Annotated in this window: 21 protein-coding genes; 17 read left to right on the forward strand and 4 right to left on the reverse strand. The window is 36.6% G+C overall.

All coding sequences use genetic code 11. The features are described from left to right. Nucleotides 1-58: 58 nt before the first annotated feature. From ACJJVW_RS10855 to ACJJVW_RS10870, 4 genes are all read left to right on the forward strand, one after another. Nucleotides 59-655: a TIGR00730 family Rossman fold protein gene (locus ACJJVW_RS10855; RefSeq protein WP_405251855.1), complete on the forward strand. Its 597-nt coding sequence runs from the start codon at nucleotides 59-61 to the stop codon at nucleotides 653-655. Nucleotides 656-769: 114 nt separating this feature from the next. After that, complete coding sequence (gene ligA / locus ACJJVW_RS10860) at nucleotides 770-2,764, forward strand: NAD-dependent DNA ligase LigA (RefSeq protein ID WP_405251857.1); 1,995 nt, start codon at nucleotides 770-772, stop codon at nucleotides 2,762-2,764. Beyond that, a complete protein-coding gene (locus ACJJVW_RS10865; RefSeq protein ID WP_405251859.1) occupies nucleotides 2,757-3,473 on the forward strand; it encodes a hypothetical protein in 717 nt (238 codons plus the stop codon). The genes ligA and ACJJVW_RS10865 overlap by 8 nt, the downstream gene beginning before the upstream one ends. Before the next feature lie 408 nt (nucleotides 3,474-3,881). Then, nucleotides 3,882-4,388 (forward strand): hypothetical protein, encoded by a 507-nt coding sequence (locus ACJJVW_RS10870; protein ID WP_405251861.1) that lies wholly within the window; start codon nucleotides 3,882-3,884, stop codon nucleotides 4,386-4,388. A 56-nt stretch (nucleotides 4,389-4,444) separates the two neighbouring features. Here ACJJVW_RS10870 and ACJJVW_RS10875 read toward each other — a convergent pair whose 3' ends face one another. Together ACJJVW_RS10875 and ACJJVW_RS10880 are read right to left on the reverse strand one after the other, a co-directional pair. Further along, nucleotides 4,445-5,368 (reverse strand): metallophosphatase, encoded by a 924-nt coding sequence (locus ACJJVW_RS10875; protein WP_339847883.1) that lies wholly within the window; start codon nucleotides 5,366-5,368, stop codon nucleotides 4,445-4,447. After that, complete coding sequence (locus ACJJVW_RS10880) at nucleotides 5,365-6,138, reverse strand: 5'-nucleotidase C-terminal domain-containing protein (protein ID WP_298326476.1); 774 nt, start codon at nucleotides 6,136-6,138, stop codon at nucleotides 5,365-5,367. Before ACJJVW_RS10880 ends, ACJJVW_RS10875 begins: the two co-directional genes overlap by 4 nt. 56 nt (nucleotides 6,139-6,194) lie before the next feature. Here ACJJVW_RS10880 and ACJJVW_RS10885 point away from each other — a divergent pair, with 56 nt between their 5' ends. The 13 genes from ACJJVW_RS10885 to ACJJVW_RS10945 all read left to right on the forward strand — a co-directional run bounded on the left by ACJJVW_RS10885 (nucleotide 6,195) and on the right by ACJJVW_RS10945 (nucleotide 18,722). Beyond that, nucleotides 6,195-6,716: a DUF6913 domain-containing protein gene (locus tag ACJJVW_RS10885; RefSeq protein ID WP_405251863.1), complete on the forward strand. Its 522-nt coding sequence runs from the start codon at nucleotides 6,195-6,197 to the stop codon at nucleotides 6,714-6,716. Then, complete coding sequence (gene dapA, locus ACJJVW_RS10890) at nucleotides 6,716-7,600, forward strand: 4-hydroxy-tetrahydrodipicolinate synthase (protein WP_405251865.1); 885 nt, start codon at nucleotides 6,716-6,718, stop codon at nucleotides 7,598-7,600. Before ACJJVW_RS10885 ends, dapA begins: the two co-directional genes overlap by 1 nt. Nucleotides 7,601-7,713: 113 nt before the next feature. Next, nucleotides 7,714-8,526, forward strand: coding sequence for an outer membrane protein assembly factor BamD (locus ACJJVW_RS10895; RefSeq protein WP_405251867.1), 813 nt, complete (start codon nucleotides 7,714-7,716; stop codon nucleotides 8,524-8,526). Nucleotides 8,527-8,537: 11 nt separating this feature from the next. Further along, nucleotides 8,538-8,879 (forward strand): DNA-directed RNA polymerase subunit omega, encoded by a 342-nt coding sequence (locus ACJJVW_RS10900; RefSeq protein WP_144783265.1) that lies wholly within the window; start codon nucleotides 8,538-8,540, stop codon nucleotides 8,877-8,879. 4 nt (nucleotides 8,880-8,883) lie between these two features. Next, nucleotides 8,884-10,092 (forward strand): bifunctional phosphopantothenoylcysteine decarboxylase/phosphopantothenate--cysteine ligase CoaBC, encoded by a 1,209-nt coding sequence (coaBC, locus tag ACJJVW_RS10905; protein WP_108878131.1) that lies wholly within the window; start codon nucleotides 8,884-8,886, stop codon nucleotides 10,090-10,092. Further along, nucleotides 10,089-10,976, forward strand: a complete 888-nt coding sequence (locus ACJJVW_RS10910) for a DUF4835 family protein (protein ID WP_405251869.1) — start codon at nucleotides 10,089-10,091, stop codon at nucleotides 10,974-10,976. The genes coaBC and ACJJVW_RS10910 overlap by 4 nt, the downstream gene beginning before the upstream one ends. A gap of 120 nt (nucleotides 10,977-11,096) precedes the next feature. Next, complete coding sequence (recN, locus tag ACJJVW_RS10915) at nucleotides 11,097-12,749, forward strand: DNA repair protein RecN (RefSeq protein ID WP_405251871.1); 1,653 nt, start codon at nucleotides 11,097-11,099, stop codon at nucleotides 12,747-12,749. Nucleotides 12,750-12,840: 91 nt separating this feature from the next. After that, nucleotides 12,841-13,668, forward strand: coding sequence for an enoyl-ACP reductase (locus tag ACJJVW_RS10920; RefSeq protein WP_298326453.1), 828 nt, complete (start codon nucleotides 12,841-12,843; stop codon nucleotides 13,666-13,668). Nucleotides 13,669-13,781: 113 nt separating this feature from the next. Continuing rightward, entirely contained in the window at nucleotides 13,782-14,792 is a 1,011-nt protein-coding gene (locus tag ACJJVW_RS10925; protein ID WP_298326448.1) for a glycosyltransferase family 2 protein, read from the forward strand. A gap of 15 nt (nucleotides 14,793-14,807) precedes the next feature. Next, complete coding sequence (locus tag ACJJVW_RS10930) at nucleotides 14,808-15,752, forward strand: hypothetical protein (RefSeq protein WP_298326445.1); 945 nt, start codon at nucleotides 14,808-14,810, stop codon at nucleotides 15,750-15,752. A 4-nt stretch (nucleotides 15,753-15,756) separates the two neighbouring features. Continuing rightward, nucleotides 15,757-16,356: a dephospho-CoA kinase gene (gene coaE, locus ACJJVW_RS10935; protein ID WP_298326442.1), complete on the forward strand. Its 600-nt coding sequence runs from the start codon at nucleotides 15,757-15,759 to the stop codon at nucleotides 16,354-16,356. Nucleotides 16,357-16,462: 106 nt separating this feature from the next. Further along, complete coding sequence (locus ACJJVW_RS10940; RefSeq protein ID WP_298326439.1) at nucleotides 16,463-18,010, forward strand: HAMP domain-containing sensor histidine kinase; 1,548 nt, start codon at nucleotides 16,463-16,465, stop codon at nucleotides 18,008-18,010. Between the two features lies 1 nt (nucleotide 18,011). Then, complete coding sequence (locus tag ACJJVW_RS10945) at nucleotides 18,012-18,722, forward strand: response regulator transcription factor (RefSeq protein WP_013749909.1); 711 nt, start codon at nucleotides 18,012-18,014, stop codon at nucleotides 18,720-18,722. 51 nt (nucleotides 18,723-18,773) lie between these two features. Here the strand turns inward: ACJJVW_RS10945 and miaA are convergent, their stop codons facing one another. Beyond that, nucleotides 18,774-19,685, reverse strand: coding sequence for a tRNA (adenosine(37)-N6)-dimethylallyltransferase MiaA (gene miaA / locus ACJJVW_RS10950; protein WP_298326434.1), 912 nt, complete (start codon nucleotides 19,683-19,685; stop codon nucleotides 18,774-18,776). Beyond that, nucleotides 19,678-20,541: an ion transporter gene (locus ACJJVW_RS10955; RefSeq protein ID WP_298326428.1), complete on the reverse strand. Its 864-nt coding sequence runs from the start codon at nucleotides 20,539-20,541 to the stop codon at nucleotides 19,678-19,680. The genes miaA and ACJJVW_RS10955 overlap by 8 nt, the downstream gene beginning before the upstream one ends. Nucleotides 20,542-20,581: the final 40 nt, after the last annotated feature.

Genomic DNA, 20,581 nt, shown 5'->3' on the forward strand with positions numbered 1-20,581 from the left:
TGATATAACCAATAAATAAGGGAAGCAGTTTATGCTTGCTCAAAACTAAATAGCTATTATGAAATTAACATCATTATGCGTGTACTGCGGAAGTAGCGCTGGTACAGATCCTGAAATTATAGAGCAAGCTCAAATACTAGGTAAGACACTGGCTGAGCGAGATATTACGCTAGTTTATGGAGCTGCCAAAATTGGTATTATGGGCGCCGTGGCTCAAGGAGCTCTCGATCACAACGGTAAGGTAGTAGGTGTAATTCCAGAATTTTTGAAAATTAAAGAAGTAGTACATACTGGTCTTACAGAACTTATCGTAAACGAGACGATGCACGAGCGCAAGATGGAATTGCAGGAGCGTTCTGATGGGTTTATCACTCTTCCAGGAGGCTTTGGGACTATGGAAGAGCTTTTTGAAGTGCTGACCTGGAGTCAACTAGCATTGCACCAAAAACCGGTGGGTATGCTTAATGTAAATGGCTTTTATGATGATCTTTTAAGTGCACTTAGAAATATGGTGGATAAAGGATTTTTAAAACAAGAAAATTATGACATCCTTCTTGTAGATACTACGGTAGAAGGACTTCTTGATCAGATGGAGAATTTTAAGCCTATGGCAATGCCTAAGTGGTTAAAAGCTTCGCTGGAGTCTAAGAAGTAGTAGAAAATCTTCGTTTTTTGAGGAGAAAATCACTTATATAAACTGTTTGTAAGTGGTTAATTAAACCTCCGATATTCTCTGAATATCGGAGGTTTAATTTTTAATTTTGTTATTATGACAATAGAAGAGCAAATCCTCGCTTTACGCAACGAACTACAAACACATAATCATAGCTATTATGTGCTAGATACACCAACGATATCAGATTTTGACTTTGATCAAAAGCTGAAGCAACTGGAAGCGCTAGAAGCGGCTCATCCGGAATTTGATGACCCAAACTCGCCTACGCATCGTGTAGGTGGAGCGGTGACTAAAAATTTTGAGACTATTGTACATGAGCATAGAATGTACTCCCTTGATAACTCATACTCAAAGGAAGATCTTGAGGATTGGGAAGCTCGTGTAAAGAAAATGGTGGATGGAGAGGTAAACTATACCTGCGAACTCAAATATGACGGAGCCTCGATAAGTCTTACCTATGAAAATGGTGAGTTGCTCAAAGCAGTTACTCGAGGAGATGGTTTACAAGGAGATGATGTGACTACAAATATTAAAACGATAAAGTCGGTTCCTTTAAAGCTCAAGGGTGATTATCCTGAAAAATTTGATATACGTGGGGAAATTGTATTGCCATGGGAAGGTTTTCATGCTATGAATGCAGAGCGTGAAGAGCTAGGTTTTGAACTCTATCGCAATCCAAGAAACACAGCCAGCGGATCTTTAAAATTACAAGATAGTGCTGAGGTTGCTAGAAGGCCTTTGCAATGCTTGCTATATAATATTACAGGAAATAATCTAGGTATTGCTACCCAAATGGATAGCCTGCAGAAAGCTCGTGATTGGGGTTTCCGCGTTCCTGATGCTGCAAAACTTGCTAAAAATATTGATGAGGTATTAGAATTTATCAATCACTGGGATGTGGCAAGACATGACTTGCCATATGAGACAGATGGTGTTGTGGTAAAAGTTAATGGATTACAACAGCAAGAAGAGCTGGGCTATACGGCAAAGGCGCCAAGATGGGCAATGGCTTATAAGTTCAAAGCAGAACAAGTTTCTACCCGCTTGCGCGAAATAACATACCAAGTAGGTCGCACAGGAGCCATCACACCAGTTGCAAACCTTGAACCTGTTGAGCTTGCAGGAACTACTGTAAAACGAGCGAGTTTACATAATGCAGACCAAATAGAGCGACTAGATATACGAGAAGGTGATGAGGTGTTTGTAGAAAAAGGAGGAGAAATCATCCCAAAAATCATTGCAGTAGATCTTACTAAGCGCCCTGCAGATTCTGAACCTACCAAGTATATTACAGAATGCCCAGAATGTAATACTCCGCTAGTGCGTAAAGAAGGAGAGGCGCAACACTATTGTCCGAACGATATGGGTTGTCCTACCCAGATTATAGGTAGAATACAGCATTACATCTCTAGAAAGGCAATGGATATTGATGGACTAGGAGGAGAAACCGTGGCGCTCTTAGTAAATGAAGGATTGATAGAAAATTATGCAGATTTATATGAACTCACAGTGGAGCAATTATTACCACTAGAGCGTATGGCTCAAAAAAGTGCCGAAAACCTAGTAATCGGGGTGCAAGCTTCGGTACAGATTCCTTTTGAGAAGGTATTATTTGGTTTGGGGATTAGATATGTAGGTGAGACTGTAGCAAAGAAACTAGCTAAACATTACAAATCTATTGATGCGATTATTTCGGCAACAGAGGAAGAGCTAGTTGCTGTAGACGAAATAGGAAGTAAGATTGCAGAGAGTGTAGTAGCATTTTTCGCGAAAGCGGAACATATAGCACTTATACAACGTTTAAAATCTTACGGGGTGCAGCTAGAAATATCTGCCGAGAAACTTGCTAATCAATCTGACACGCTGGCGGGTAAAACATTTGTAGTTTCTGGTGTTTTTGAAATGCCTCGTAACGATTTAAAAAAATTAATAGAAGACAACGGCGGTAAAGTGTCTAGTTCTATTTCTAGTAAAACAACTTATGTTGTAGCCGGAGATAAGATGGGTCCAAGTAAGTTACAGAAGGCAGAAAGTCTAGGTGTGACTATTATTTCTGAGCAAGAATTCTTAAATTTAGTTGTTGGATAAAACTAATGTAGAAAACGGAAGGGCATATAGAACAGCTGGTTTAATAACTGGTCTGATGATTATGCTTGTGATGGGATTCTGGGACATATCGCTATCATTTTATCTGTACCCTATATTTTCTCTGTGTTTATTTTTATATGAATTCAAGGCGACGAATAAATTCAATCTTTTGTTTTTCTTGTTTTTACTAAGTACTAACATTACTGAAATCTTATTTCTGTTCGATTTTCAAACTTATGTTACCATAGCTTCTATTTTTTCTGGAGTTTCATCTATTTGTTTACTGCTTTTGCTCAAGCCTGTCCTTAAAAAAAGGTCAAAAGTCTTCTCAAAACATTATGTATTGGAGCTTATAATTGGTTTTTTGGGATTTGGATTTGTGCTGGGGTATCTTATTTACTCTATAGCGCCTCTAGTTCCGGATTTAAGCATATTTATTATTTCTGTAATCATATTTATTATCACTATAGGGGTGTATTTTCTAACTCCTAGTTATAATAAGCATACCGGTAATATTTCTCTTTTTGCTATTGGCGGTGCATATATGGGAGAAATGGTCTTTGCTTTTATTTATAAATACATTTATAGTGAAATTGGTTTTCTTCTGGTGGGAGCAATAATGACCATATATTTAAAAGTTGTGCTGGCAACTTTCTTGACAAAAATAGATACTATTGCAGATTATGATGGTCATGGTATCGATGTATAGGATCTTTACGCTTTCGCGAAATTTTCTCTAAAGAGTTCTAATATCAGTAAGAATTTGAGAGGTCTCAAAAGAGCTTACTTGCTCGTCTTTTATATTTAGGACATTGAAATACATATTTCAATTTATAAAAGGGATTTTTTGTGTAACTGTCATAATAACTGTGCGTTAGTTTTTTTTTAAAGTGGAATTATTTAGCTTTGATACATCGATAGAGCATATTACATACACGGGCGCAACTATAGACTTGCAGCAATTTCGACCACGATTTTAATCGTAATAGTAACGATGGCTTTAAGTCTTGAAGCCTCCTTTTACCTATATCCAGTATTTGGTGTTTTAATGTTTCTATACGTTTATAAGGCAACTGGACAATTTCACTTTCCATTCTTAATCACGCTTATCTCTGGAATGATTGCGGAAATATTCTTTTTAATTGATTTTGATAAATACACCTATTTAGTGTCTATCGCAATGATTTTCTGTTTTTTATCAATGCTTTATGCGCTGAGAGAAGTCATGCACTTTGAAATCAAAAATTTTCCTAAACACTTGTATGTTGAGATTCTACTAGGTGTCTTTTCAGTGACCACTTTTATAAGTTATTTGGCTTACAATATCCTGCCGGAGATAGCTGACCTTCCAGTCTTTTTAGTCTCTTTTGTGGCATTACTTGTTTTTATTTCCTTGTTATATGCAATCCCTTTATTTAACAAGCACCCATCAAATCTCTTGTTGACATTTGTGGCTACAGCAGTGCTGGTAGAGTCTGCTTTTGCATTTATTTACACTTATATACTTGATATTCATTTTTTCCTTCTAGTGACGCTCTTTTGTGCAGGAATAGCTAAGGTTATTTTTGCAATGTTTTTAACGCGACTTGAAAGCACTAAGAAAATAGATGAATCGTATATTTAATACGTTTCAATTATTTCTTCAGTTTTGTTGTTTAAGAGAAAATGATGCTACGAGGTTTACACGTCAAGTACTAAGCTAGATGATTTGAGGTTATTAGATTCATCAAGATAGAAATCTATTCTACCTAAATTAATACCTCCCCAACCTACTTGATTAACAAGCACAAACTTTTCATTTTTATTCTGAACAATTGTTGGTTTTTCTAAAAATGTATGAGTGTGACCGCCTATAATTAAATCAATTCCAGCAGTTTTTGCAGCTAGTGTGAGGTCAGAAATTTTATCTTCGTTCCTGTAAGAATATCCAAGATGCGATAAACAAATTACGATATCACAGTGCTCTTTGTTTCTAAGCGCATCTACGGTATCTGTGGTTAGCTCTATAGGGTCGAGATAGGTAGTCTCTTTGAACATCGTTTTATTTACAAGTCCACTGAGTTGTATTCCTACTCCAAAAACACCTATGCGTACGCCGTCTTTCACAAAAACTTTATATGGCTTTGTAAGACCATCCATAATGGTGTTTGAGAAGTCATAGTTAGAAGAGAGCAGTTCAAATGATGCATTAGGCATTTGGGCAGCAAGACCACCTATTCCATTGTCAAAATCATGATTACCTATTGTTGCTGCATCATATCCCATCATGGACATAAGCTTAAACTCAAGTTCTCCACCGTAAAAGTTGAAGTATGGAGTACCTTGAAAGATATCTCCAGCATCCAGAAGAAGTGTGTTTGGGTTTTCTTTGCGCACATTCTGAATAATGTTCATTCTACGAGCGGCTCCTCCTAGATTTGCATATTTAGGATCATTAGATGGAAAAGGCTCTACATGACTGTGCACGTCATTAGTATGAAGTATGGTGATGTGCTTTTTACTTGGTTTTAGGAGTGAATTACTATTCATTCCCATAGTTAACCCTCCTAACCCTATAAGGCTACTAGCAGCTGCAGTTTGTTTTATAAATTTTCTACGTATCATTTGCTGTCTCTTGTAAATCTATTATCTCTCACTGGTGCTATGGTGTCATATTTCTTGAAGTAATCTATGAGCACATTTCTAATTTTATAATCTAAAGGGAGCACACTTACAGGGTTTTCAAAAAAGGTCATATTATCTCCGCCATTCATGAGGTAATCATTTGTCGCGATAAAGTAAGTGTTATTGTCAGCAACCTCTTCTCCTTGAACTAGGGCTTTTTTTATTTCGCCATCATTAGATAGTTGAATTTCCATTCCAGAAATAGGGTGAGCAGTTCCATTTTTTAAGTACTGAAACATAGCCTTCATTTGCTTGCCACTTAACTCAACAACCACTACTTCATTTTCAAAAGGCATTAACTCATATGCTGTTCTTGTAGTAATAGGCCCTTGGTTAAGCGCAGAGCGTATCCCTCCATAATTTAAGAGAACAGCATTAAAAGGATAACCTGCCCTTTTTTCAAACACAGGGTTTGTCATTTCATAAACAGCATCTGCCATCATATTTCCTACTGCCGTATTAAACTTGCCATCTTTTTTTGTGTAAGATGCGGGTGCTACAGCAAGCACACTATCCATTTCTGCTTGTATGGCATTTTTGTAAGGATCTATAAACGATACAATTTCAGCGTTTTCTCCTGTGTTATTATTTACAGTAATGAGTTCGCTTTTTATACGTTCTGGTGCGTAGTGAAGTTCTTTTTTGCATGAGACTACTGTTGTATATATAACAATAGAACTAATGATAGTTATAAGCGTTGTTCTCTTCATTTTTGTGTCATAAGTAGCAGTATATTTTGGCTACATTTGTATGAAAGTAAAGTTACATGTTTTTAAACGGATTAAAAGCAAAATCTATTCACAAGCAAATAGACAAGCAACTACGCAAACGCGATTATAAGCCTAGTGGGGCAAAGCCGGTTGTTCTGGCATTATTACAAGACAGTACAAAGCCTTTTGATCCTGCATCTCTCAAGAAGATTCTTAAGATTTTAAGTCTTTCAGAAAAAGACTTGGTCGTGCTAGAGTATGTGAAAACGATGACTAAAGATCAAAAGGAGCTTCCATCACTTTTCTCTGAAAAGCAATTAGGCTGGAAAGGTGTTTTTAAAACAGCACCTCTTGAAGATTTTAAAAAACAGCGTTTTGATATTCTAATAAGTTATTACCACTCAGATGCACTCGCTCTTAGGGCTATGACGGCTATGTCTAATGCAGTTTTAAAAATAGGAGTGTCTCCAGAAATGGAATCTGTAAATGACCTTACCATTCATGTAAATGATGGTCAAGAGTCAGTTTTTATAAAAGAGTTTGAAAAGTATTTAAAGATTTTAAAAGTTATACATTAATGAAAGAGTTGAGAGGGACGGGTGTTGCACTTGTAACGCCATTTCACAAGGATTTATCTGTAGATTTTGACGGGCTTACACGTATTATAGAGCATTGCATTGCTGGAGGCATTAACTATCTAGTAGCACTAGGTACCACTGCCGAAACAGCAACACTTACCATTCAAGAAAAGCAACAGATTGTTGCTCACATTATAAAAGTTACAAATAAGCGTTTGCCTATAGTGCTAGGTGTGGGTGGTAATAATACAGCTGCAGTAGTAGAGGAACTTGCCACTGGTGATTTTGATGGAATTACAGCGATTCTTTCAGTTTCTCCGGCATATAATAAGCCTACACAGGAGGGAATATATCAACACTTTGCAGCTATTTCTGCGGCGAGTCCTTTGCCTATCATTTTATACAATGTGCCAGGTAGAACTTCTAGCAATATGTCGCCGGTAACTTCGGCAAGACTGGCTAGTGATTTTAAGAACATTGTAGCTATTAAAGAAGCTGTAAATGACATGGCTCAAGTATTACACTTGATACACAAGGTGCCAGAAGATTTTGTAGTGCTTTCAGGAGATGATGCACTTGCATTGCCGTTAGTTTCGGCAGGAGGAAGTGGTGTTATTTCTGTAATAGGTCAAGGATTACCTTCCTATTTTTCTCAGATTATGAATGATGGTTTGAATAACGCTTTCGCGAAAGCGTACCAAAAACACTTACCACTGCTATCAATGATAGATTTAATCTTTGAAGAAGGAAACCCTGCAGGAATCAAATCATTACTGTCTCATCAAGGGATTTGCGAGCCTTACGTAAGATTGCCATTAATGGCAGCAAGTGATGTATTACATGAAAAAATAGGTAATGCACTTTCTGTTATTCAAAAAAGTTAAACGTATCATAACAAAATAATTAGCAGGGTCAAAGCGTTTATTTTTGAGCACTATTAATTAAGTTATGTTATGTAATTGATTTTACGTAGTTTTGCCTGCTGTTTCAGACCCTTATGAAGAATATATTTTTCCTATTAGTTTCCGTAGTGTTATTGAGCTCTTGTTCAACATATCAAGATGTTCTCAAGAACGATGATATTAAAGCAAAATATGAATTTGCAGATTCCTTGTATAGTCAAGGGAAATACAAGAAAGCGTTAAGGCTCTGGGAGCAGATTGTTCCTTTGTATAGAGGAAGACCTCAAGCAGAACGTGTTACTTATTTATATGCAAATACGTATTATGAACTAGGAGACTATTATAGTGGTGGTTATCAGTTTGAACGTTTTGTGAAGTCATTTCCTCAGAGTACAAAAAGAGAGGAAGCTGCATTTAAGAGTGCAGAGAGTTATTATAAGCGTTCGCCTAGATTTAACTTAGATCAAGGAGACACGTATATAGCACTAGAAAAGCTGCAAGGGTTTATCAACGAGTATCCAGATTCTGAACAGGTGGACGATGCTAATGCTAAAGTGCAAGAACTAAACACTAAGCTAGAGCGCAAATCTTATGAGATTGCAAAAGGATATAACAAAATAGGAGCTAGTAGAGGAACGTTTCCAAATGCGATAAGTGCATTTGATAATTTCTTGCTTGATAATCCAGGTTCTATTTACAGAGAAGATGCTTTATACTGGAAGTTTAACTCTGCTTACCAACTAGCAATGGGAAGTGTAAAACGTCGCCAAGTAGAGCGTCTTGAAGCTGCAAAAACAGCTTACAACGCACTAGAGAAATATTATCCTCAAGGTAAATATGCTGATGAGGCAGCAAAGGAACTTGCAGAGATTAATGAAGCACTGCAAGCAAATGATCTATTAAATTAAAGATGAATACTATGAATATCAAGGACATTGATGCACCTTTGAGTACTACGACTATTGATAAAAATCTTGTAGATGCACCTACAAATAATATCTATGAGGCGATATCTATCATCGCAAAACGTGCTACACAAATCAACACTGAAATCAAGAAGGAATTATCAGAAAAGTTGGATGAATTTGCAACATTTAATGATAGTCTTGAAGAGATCTTTGAGAACAAAGAACAAATAGAGGTTTCTAAATTTTACGAGCGTCTTCCTAAAGCTCATGCACTTGCAGTGCAAGAGTGGTTAGAAGATCGTATCTACCATAGAGACACTACAGTTACTGAAGAAGGAAAAAGTAACGAGTAGATAGATGTCAGTTTTAAGCGGTAAAAAAATACTTTTAGGAGTTACCGCTGGCATTGCAGCATACAAAAGCGCCAGTCTTGTGAGAGCATTCATAAAGGCTGGCGCTTCTGTGCAAGTAGTAATGACAGAGGCAGCAAAGGAATTTGTAACTCCACTTACATTGAGTACACTCTCACGTAATCCAGTACACTCTTCATTTACAATTGAAGGAGATGAGAATGCGGTATGGACTAATCATGTAGAGCTAGGCCTATGGGCAGATCTTATGGTGATAGCTCCTGCTACGGCAAATACACTCTCAAAAATGGCAAATGGCGCCTCAGATAATTTGCTTCTTGCAACCTATCTTAGTGCAAAATGTCCAGTGTATTTTGCTCCAGCAATGGATTTAGATATGTATATTCACCCTTCATCAGAAAATTCTTTTCAGAAATTACAGTCCTATGGAAATGTGATGATAGAAGCCACTAGTGGCGAGCTAGCATCTGGTCTTGTGGGAAAAGGGAGAATGGCAGAGCCAGAGGATATCGTTTCATTTATAGAGAAAGATGTTCTTAATAAACTTCCATTTAAAGGGAAGCGAGTGATGATTACAGCCGGACCTACTTATGAAGCTATAGATCCTGTGCGTTTTATAGGTAATCATAGTAGCGGTAGAATGGGAGTAGAGCTAGCTCTTAGAGCGGCAAGCCTGGGTGCTCAAGTAGATTTAATTTTAGGGCCTAGCGCAATAAAAGTTACTAATAGTGCGATCACAGTGCATAATGTGGTCTCTGGAGAGCAAATGTATGATGCGGCACACGCTATTTTTAAAGATGTGGATGTTGCTATAGCATCTGCAGCTGTGGCAGATTATAAGCCTGCTACTGTTGCTACAGAAAAGATAAAAAAGAATGATAGCTCAATGAGTATCGACCTAGTGAAAACTAAGGATATTCTTGCTTCTCTAGGTGAGATTAAAACACATCAATACCTTCTTGGGTTTGCATTAGAAACTCAAAATGAGATTGAAAATGCACGAAAGAAATTAAAGAAAAAGAATCTTGACGGGATTGTTTTAAATTCGCTTAATGATAAAGGTGCTGGTTTTCAGACCAAAACTAATAAAATTACGTTTATTGATAAAGAAGGTACCGCAACACCATATGAGTTAAAGTCTAAGGCTGCCGTATCTATTGATATATTTGATAAAATAGCATCCCAAGTACTATGAGAATCTTTACATTATTAATAGTCTTATTGTTTTCTTTTAATTCAATAGCTCAAGAGCTTAACGCTGTTGTTGTTATTAATGCAGAGCAAACTAACAAAGCAGATCTTCAGGTTTTTAAAACACTAGAGAGATCACTTACGGAGTTTGTTAATAACACAAAGTGGACAGATCGCAGATTCAAACAGCAAGAGCGCATTGACTGTTCTTTTAATATTATAATCACTCAGCAAGAGGGAAATAATTTTAGAGCCACTGTGCAAGTAGGAGCTTCGAGACCTGTGTATGGGTCTAATTATGATACAGCTACTTTTAATTTTAATGATAAGCAGTTTGATTTTGAATATACGGAGTTTCAACCTCTAATTTATAACCCTAATACGTTTGATTCTAACTTAGTTTCTGTGATGGCTTTTTATGCCTATACAGTTATTGGAATGGATGCAAATACGTTTAAACTCAATGATGGGGATAAGTATTTTCAAGAAGCAAAGCAAATTGTTACTACCGCACAACCTAATAATCAGACAGGATGGAATCCACAAGATGGTTCTCAATCTAGATACAGATTAAACGAAGATTTATTGTCTCCTAACTTTAGGGAGTTTGCTGGAATCATGTATAGCTACCACCGTACAGGTTTAGATTTTATGGTTGATGATAAAAAACGCAGTAAGCAAACCATATCAACCACTTTATCTCAGTTTCAATCTTTGTATAAGAAAAGGCCTAATAATTTTTTAACTCGTGTGTTCTTTGATACAAAGGCGGAAGAGATTGCTTCAATATTTTCATCTGGACCCTCTGTAAATATTACATCACTTGTAGAAACACTTAATCAAGTAGCGCCAACTAAATCTAATTTTTGGAGGCAGATTAAGTTTTAAAATTATTTTATCTAAAATAATCAGTGTTCAAAATTCCCGTCTTGCGGGAATTTTTCATTAGCTTTAATCGACATTTGTATACGTATTAAAGCACTAAGATTAATTAAATATTTATAACTATTGCTTACATCATTATCTATAAAAAATTATGCACTTATCCAGTCTGTTCAACTCAGATTTGATAAAGGTTTTACGGTGATTACTGGTGAGACAGGTGCAGGTAAGTCCATACTTCTAGGAGCACTTGGTCTTATTACTGGTAAGCGGGCAGATATGTCAAGCGCTGGAGATGCGACGCAGAAGTGCATTGTAGAAGGTGTCTTCCATATAGAAGGATATCAACTGAATCCTTTTTTTAAAGAGTATGATCTTGATTATGAAAATGCGACAATCGTAAGAAGGGAGATTCTACCTTCTGGAAAAAGCAGGGCTTTTATAAATGACACTCCTGTAACACTAGCACAGCTTACTATTTTAGGAGCAAGACTAGTAGACATACATAGCCAGAATAAAACTTTACAGGTAGTAGAAAATGATTTTCAATTTGAGATGATTGATACATTTTCTGACAATCTTAAATTACTTGGACAGTACAAAGAATCTTTTAAAGCTTGGAAACTCTTACAGAGCGAACTAAAAGAATTACTAGAAAGAAAAAAACAAGCACAGCTAGAATATGATTACCAATCTTTCCTTTTTACAGAGCTAGATGAAGCCTCTTTAAAAGAAGGAGAGTATGTAGCGTTAGAAGAAGAGCTTAATACGTTGAGTAATGCAGATGAGATTATGCAGCAGCTTGCTACTGCTGTTCGAAATATTTCTCTAGATGAAAGTGGTGCAATAGATCAACTCACAAATGCAAGAGCAGCATTATCAAGATTAAATAGCTACGGTACTCAGTATACAGCAATTTATGAGCAGCTTAATAGTGCGCTTTTAGAACTAGAAGATATAGGAGCATCATTGAGTGAGATGTCTGATGCGGTAGATGCAGATCCTCTTACGCTAGAGCGACTTAATAACAGGATGCAATTATTACATTCTCTACTCAAGAAACATCAAGTGGCCACAGTAGAGGAGCTTATCGATATTAGAAATAATCTTGATAATGATTTACAAGATATCGCAGGAGTTGATGATAAGATTCAAGCACTAGAAGATAAAATTAAAACGCAACATAACAAAGCAAGTACACTAGCAGCAAAGCTGCATAAAGAGCGCGCAACGGCAGCGCCGCATTTAAAGTCGCTGGTTGAGAAATTACTGATAGAGTTAGGAATGCCTAATGCACAATTTCAAGTGTCTCTAGATACGCAAGAAGATCTTCATGCTTCAGGTAATGATGTGTTAGAGTTTTTATTCTCGGCAAATAAAGGAAGTGAGCTCAAACCATTAGGAAAAGGTGCTTCTGGAGGAGAACTTTCAAGAGTTATGCTCGCACTCAAGTCTGTACTAAGTAAGCACAAGCAATTGCCTACGCTTATTTTTGATGAAATAGATACTGGAGTAAGTGGTGATATTGCAGTAAAAATGGGGGGTATACTTAAAAAAATGGGTCGTACTATGCAGCTTATAAGCATCACACACTTACCGCAAATAGCAGGACAAGGAGCTTCTCATTTTAAAGTGTATAAGAAAGATACAGATGAGCGCACACAAACCTTTATCGAGCAGCTAGATGAAGATGCTCGTATTGTTGAGATAGCGGCAATGCTAGGTGGTAATCAGCAAAGTCAAGCAGCAATAGACCACGCAAAAAATTTACTTAATTAGGATTGTTTACATAGAAACCACGATATTTACACTCTTCTAGCAACAACAAGCTAGAGAGCAAAACAAAACACATCAAACCATTAATAATATTATGAGTTATAATTTACTTAAAGGAAAGCGCGGAATTATTTTTGGAGCATTGGATCCTAATTCAATTGCTTGGAAAACCGCAGAGCGTGTGCACGAAGAAGGAGGAACTTTTGTTCTTACAAATGCACCTATCGCTATGCGTATGGGACAGATTAATGACCTTGCCGAAAAGACAGGTTCAGAAATCATACCTGCAGACGCAACATCTTTAGAAGATCTTGAAAACCTTGTAACTAAGGCACAAGAAATTCTAGGTGGTAAATTAGACTTCGTTTTACACTCGATTGGGATGTCTATAAACGTACGTAAAGGTCGTGCTTACACAGACCAAAAGTATGACTGGACACAAAAAGGAACAGATGTTTCTGCAATGTCTTTCCATAAAGTGATGCAAACGCTTTATAAGCAAGACGCAATGAATGAGTGGGGAAGTATCGTTGCTCTTACCTACATGGCAGCACAGCGTGTTTTTCCAGATTATAATGACATGGCAGATAATAAGGCATACTTAGAGTCTATCGCACGTAGCTTTGGTTACTTCTACGGTAAAGAAAAGAACGTACGTGTAAATACAATCTCTCAATCTCCTACACCTACTACGGCTGGACAGGGAGTAAAAGGATTTGACGGCTTTATAGCATATGCAGAAAAGATGAGCCCGCTTGGTAACGCAACTGCTCAAGATTGTGCAGATTATACTATTACATTATTTTCAGACCTTACAAAGCGTGTAACTATGCAAAACCTTTATAACGATGGAGGTTTTAGCAATACAGGTGTAAGTAACGAGGTGATGGAAGCCTTCATGAAAGCAGAAGGGCACGAATAGATTTTATTTTTTACGCTTTCGCGAAAGCGTACTAAAAACACACTAAAACCATCGACACATCCTCGGTGGTTTTTTGTTGCTTACCCTTTGTGTAACCGTTAGCTTTGTCTTCTATGCAATTATCCTATTCTTTTATTGTACCCGTTTTTAATCGTCCTGATGAAATTGCCGAATTACTAGCAAGTTTTAACGCACAAGAATCTACAATTCCTTACGAGGTAGTAATTATTGAAGACGGATCAACAATCTCTTGCGAGGATGAAATTGCAGCATTTCCTAATTTAAACATCACATATTTACCAAAACCGAATTCTGGGCCAGGAAGCTCTCGCAACTATGGAATGCAACGGGCAAGCGGTAATTACTTTATAATTTTAGATTCTGATTGCATATTGCCACCATCATATGTGGGCGTTATGAATGAGCAATTACAGAAAAAATATGTAGACTGTTTTGGGGGTCCAGACGCAGCGCATCCTGATTTCTCTAATTTACAAAAGGCAATAAGTTACAGTATGACCTCTCTTTTTACCACAGGTGGAATAAGAGGTGGAGGAGAAGATACAGGTAAATTCCAGCCCAGAAGTTTTAATATGGGTCTCTCTAAAAAAGCATTTGAAGCAAGTGGTGGTTTTGGGAATATTCACCCAGGAGAAGATCCAGATTTGGTGCTGAGATTATGGGAACTTAATTTTCAAACAGCACTTATTCCACAGGCATTTGTATATCACAAACGCCGTATTTCTTGGAAGAAGTTTTATACACAAGTGAATAAATTTGGACTTGTGAGACCAATCTTAAACAAATGGCATCCTACAACGGCCAAAATAACATACTGGTTTCCTACACTCTTTATATTAGGGCTCATTGTGAGCTTAGGATTACTTTTTGTGGGCTATTATTTTGCAATAAGCTTTTACGCACTTTACACCGCTATTATATTTTTACATGCTTCTATTATTAATAAAAGTATCACTATTGGATTGCTTAGTCTAATAGCCACATTCATACAGTTTTATGGGTATGGTAAAGGCTTTATGGCCTCTGTGATACATATTAAATGGTTAGGCAAGGAGCCTCGTAAACACTATCCGCACCTTTTTTTTAGTACATTAGAGGGGTAAAACGATTTGTAATTTATGTCTAAGGGAATTAAGATTAATAGTGTAACTGCGCGAGAATTCTTTTTCTTTCTCTTGCTTACTACTATCGTTGCTACTCTTATCAAGCTCTCAAAAACGTACAGTACAGAATATGAAGTAGCATTAAGTGTTACAGATGTACCTCTAGATAGAACTATCCAGACTATAATACCGGAGCTCGTTAAAATACAAGCAGAGGGTTCTGGCTTCTCTTTGCTTACTAATGCGCTAGATGCGCCAGAGGTAGCTATTCCCTATGAGCAGTTACAGCGAGTTTCTAATAGGGAGTTTACGTTTGATACAAATGAAAACCAGCAGGTAATTAAAAGCGTTATTAATGGAGAGCTATCTATTATTGCGATGACACCTTCTCAAATTACTATAACAATAGACTCTGTTGCCTCAAAAAAGGTCCCTGTAATATCTAAGGCGAGCCTTCTCTATAAAAGTGGGTATGGAGGTCGAAATAAAATGACTATAGTACCCGATAGTGTTACCGTCGTGGGGCCTAGTTCTTTGTTATTAAATATAGAAGCCATACCTACAGAGCAAAAGGAAATTACAAATATCAATACAGATCTTTCAAACAACGTATTGCTGTCACTTGATGCGCTACCAGATGAGCTTAAGGTTTCTCATAAATCAATAACGCTCCATCAAGAAATCGCCAAGTTTACGGAGGGCAAGATTACTGTACCTGTAACCGTATTAAACGACCCAGGGAGGCGTGTAAAGATCTTGCCTAAAACTGCCGAAATTATTTATCTAGTCGAGCTTGAAGATTTTGAAAGTATAACACCATCAGATTTTTTAGTTACTTGTGATTATGCCACTGCAAATAATGCCGATGCATATTTAACGCTTACAATCGCAAGAGAACCTAAGGGAGTTAAGTCTGTAAGACTTATTAATAAGCAAGTTAAATTTATTGTAGTAAACTAAGAGTATGATTATTGTAGGTCTCACGGGTGGAATAGGAAGTGGTAAAACAACAATAGGTTCGTTTTTTAACGAACTAGGTGTTCCCATCTATATTGCAGACGTGGAGGCTAAGAAGCTCATGAATACAGATAAGGTTTTAATAAAGCAAATTTCATTTTTACTAGGCGATCAGTCTTATATAGACGGCAAGTTAAATAGAGCTTATATCGCAAACGAAGTCTTTAGTAGTCCTAAATTATTAAAAAGACTTAATAGCATAGTTCATCCAGCAGTAAAAGCCCACTTTTTAAAATGGTCATCAGAGCAAAACGCTCCTTACGTTATTAAAGAAGTAGCTATACTTTTTGAAAACGGTGGTCACCTTGATTGTGATTATACTATTCTAGTTACTGCTCCAAAAAGCGATAGAATTAAACGTGTAATGAAAAGGGATCGAGCGTCAGAAAAAGACGTAATTAAACGCATGAATTCGCAATGGACGGATAATCGTAAGACCGCAATGGCAGATGTACTCATAGAAAACGAGTTTTTGGAGTTGTCTAAAAACGCTGTAAGTCGCATTCACACTCATATTATGACACGTATAGGTAAGGGCTGGAAGTAGTAAAATAGCTGCTTGTTAACATTTGGTTAAACCGAATCGGCTTCAAATGTTAAAATCTTACTTTTGGATAGTGAATAAAAAACTGTTTTACTTATTAATCATTCTTATGAGTCTTTCACTCATAGGAATCATCTTTGTTCAAGGCTACTGGATAACAAGTAGTGTTGAGACAAAGCGAGAGCAATTTAGCTTTAATGCTAGACAAGCATTATCTGCTGTTGTCGATAAAATTGAAAACAGAGAGTTAGAAGATTACTACTACCCAGTGCAGAATATGGTAGATAGTATAGGAGTGCCAGATGATCTTACGTTTGACGAGTATTTTTATCTAAATGAAGATCTAGTAAATAATGAACTTATTCTTTATACAAGCGGTATTCTTCAAGAAGATTTTAAGATAACAGCACCTGGTTTTATAGGTGAAAAAGGTGATAGTATTGCCTTTAAACGTTATGCAAACAGAAAGTCTACTCAAATTATAAGAAAGAATAATGTAGAAGGTGGAGAAGAAACCACTTCAAACAGAATTCAAGAGTTCTCAAGGCTTATTGACTATGAGAAATTTAGATTTTCTGATATAGTGAGTGAGATAGCGACTAAGATTCCTATTCATAAGAGACTTACTGCAGAAGAAATAGAAAGACTCTTAACAATAGAGCTTGTAGAGAGAAATCTAGAAACAGATTTTGATTTTGGAGTGTATAGTAATGATTTACTTACTAAAGTAAGGTCTGATAATTTTAAATTTAGAAAATCTGCTCCAGGATATAGCGAGCCAATATTTCTTTATAATCAAGATCTAAGTGACTACTCATTATATGTACAGTTTCCAGGAGAAAAGAAATTTGTAATTTCTTCTATTTTAGGAATGGCTGGCTTATCTATAATATTTACACTCATTATTGTTATAGCATATTCTAGTGCATTACATCAACTTAATAAACAGCGTCAAATCTCTCAAATAAAGACAGATTTTATAAATAACATGACGCATGAGTTTAAAACGCCTATAGCAACTATAAACCTTGCACTAGATGCTTTAAAGAACTCAAAAATATCTACTAATCCTGAGAAGGTTAGTTATTATCAAGGACTCATAAGAGAAGAAAATAAAAGGATGCATGGTCAAGTAGAAAACGTGTTGCGTATTTCTAAACTTGAAAAGAACGAACTAGATATTCAAAAAGAGCGTTTAGATATGCACGAACTAGTAGAGGATGCTAGTAATCACGTTCTTTTAATAGTAGAAGACCGTGGAGGATATATAGACCTTCATCTAGATGCAGATCGTACTCCGGTACTTGCAAACGAGTCACATTTTACTAATGTCTTAGTAAATATTATGGATAACGCTGTAAAGTATACTCCAGAGGATAGAGCGCCAGAGATTGATGTGTATACAGAAAACACAAAAGACTCAATTATCATCAAGATTCAAGATAAGGGTGATGGTATGACTAAGGCAGTACAGAAAAAAGTATTTGACAAATTTTATCGTGAGCACACAGGAGACATACATAACGTAAAAGGCCACGGATTGGGACTTGCCTACGCAAAAAGAATCGTAGACGACCACCAAGGAGAAATCTCCGTTGAAAGTGAAAAAGGAATGGGAAGTACATTCATAATCAAAATACCACTAATATCATATTAATATGGAAACTGAAAACAAAAAGATTTTACTAGTAGAGGATGATCCGAACTTCGGAACAGTTCTTAAAGATTACCTTATGATGAATGACTACAATGTCACTCATGCAAAAAACGGTATGGAAGGATTTGAGAAATTCAAGAAAGACGATTATGATCTTTGTATCCTTGATGTGATGATGCCATATAAAGATGGTTTTACACTAGCCAAAGAAATAAGAGAGAAGAATGAAGATATTCCTATCATCTTTTTAACAGCAAAAGCTCTTAAAGAAGATGTACTTAAAGGATATAAAGTAGGAGCAGATGACTATCTAAATAAGCCATTTGATAGTGAAGTGCTACTTATGAAAATAAAGGCAATCATACAGCGTAAGTCTGTTGATTCTGTTGCAGATTCTAAGCAGTTCGAATTTAATGTTGGTAACTTCCACTTAAATTCAAAACTACGTTTCTTAACGTATAAAGAAGAGGAGCCTATAAAATTATCTCCTAAGGAAAATGAGTTATTACGTATGCTTGCACTTCATGAAAATGATTTGATGCCACGTGAGCTAGCTCTAACAAAAATCTGGAGAGATGATAATTACTTTACATCTAGAAGTATGGATGTATATATTGCAAAACTACGTAAGTACCTTAAAAAGGATGACCTTGTAGAGATTTTAAACATACACGGAGAAGGATTCCGTCTAGTTGTAAAGAAAGACGACTAATAGCCAATATCGGTATAAACGATATTAGTGTACCTATTAAAACGTGCCACTCTAAGAGTGGTGCGTTTTTTTATTTATAAACGATGCTATTTCCTCAAAAGGTGTCTGGTAGTCAAACCAATTGATAGTCTCATCACGGCGATACCAGGTCATTTGTCTTTTTGCAAAACGACGGGTATTTGTTTTTATATTTTCAATAGCTCGTTCTAGAGTAACTGTTCCATCAAAGTATTCAAAAAGCTCTCTGTAGCCTACAGTTATAAGTGCGTTGTTATGCTTTCGCGAAAGCAAACTTTCTACCTCTTCAACCAGACCATTTTTAATCATAAGATCTACACGTAAATTAATGCGGTCGTACATGATTTTACGGTCTGCTTGTAATCCTATTTTGATGGTTTCAAAGTTGCGCTTAGGTTTAGGTCTATTTCTATAAAATGAAAAAGGCTCATCTGCCGAAAGACATACTTCTAAAGCTCTTATAACGCGTTGTGTGTTCTGTATATCAACTTGCTCGTAATAGGTTGGGTCTTTTTCTAGTAGAAGTTCCTGTAGCGCTTCAATACCTTCGCTCTCGTGTAAATCTTTTAGCTTTGCTCGTACACCGTCTTTTACTGCTGGAAACTCATCTAATCCATTAATAACGGCATCCACGTACATGCCTGAGCCACCTACCATCACTAGTGTGTCATGTTTTTTATGTAATGCGGTAATTTTCTGGATAGCGTCTTTTTCAAAGTGACCCACACTGTAGTCTTGATCTACAGAGAGGTGTTGTATAAAATGATGCGGGGCTGCAGCAAGCTCCTCAGGTTCTGGAACGGCTGTGCCTATATACATCTCTTTAAAAAACTGTCTTGAGTCTGCAGAGAGAATCTCTGTTTTGAGATGCTGTGCAACTTTAATGGAAAGAGCAGTTTTACCTATTGCTGTAGGTCCTACGATGGGTATAAGATATTTACTCATGTGAGACGTTAAGCGTGTGTCCGCATTTATGACAAAATTCGGCATCATCACGATGTTTCTTTGCATTACAGTTTACGCATGCTTGCGTGTTCATATGCACATAATCTTCACCATCTATTGTGATTTTTTCTGAGCTCATGTCTTTTGCATATTCTGCACTTACAATACCTGTAGGTACTGCGATAATTCCATACCCTAGAATCATGATGACAGCGGCAATAAGTTGTCCAAGTGGAGTAACGGGTGCAATATCGCCAAAACCTACCGTAGTGAGCGTTACAATACACCAGTAAACACTTACAGGTATGCTTGAGAAACCACTTTCTTCACCCTCAACCATGTACATGATAGTACCAGCAATTATACAAAGAATGAGTACTGCAAATAAGAAAATACTAATCTTGGCTCTACTATCTCGTAGTGCTTTTGATAACTTGTTAGACTCACCTACGTATCTCGTAATTTTTAAAATTCTGAATACTCGTAAGAGGCGGAGTGCTCTTACAGTAAGTAATGCATTTGAGCCAATAAAGAAAAAGGCTAGATATTGTGGTATTGTAGAGAAGAAATCGATGAGACCATAAAAGCTGAAAATATATTTTGTAGGCTTTTTTATCGTTATAATTCTCGCAAAGTACTCTAGCGTAAAGAAGATGGTGATAATCCATTCTCCTACTTCAAATACATCATGATATTTTGCATCTATACTTTTTACACTCTCCAGCATTACTAGTGCAATACTAGCAAGTATGAGAATGAGAAGTACCACATCAAACAATTTTCCGGCAGGCGTGTCTGCCTCGTAAATAATATCGTGCAGTTTTCTGCGCCAAAATGATGTGCCCTCTTTTGTCAAAATATATAGTTGTTATACAGAAGCTTAAAAATAGTATTTT

Source organism: Dokdonia sp. Asnod3-C12 (assembly GCF_045063975.1).
Classification (GTDB): domain Bacteria; phylum Bacteroidota; class Bacteroidia; order Flavobacteriales; family Flavobacteriaceae; genus Dokdonia.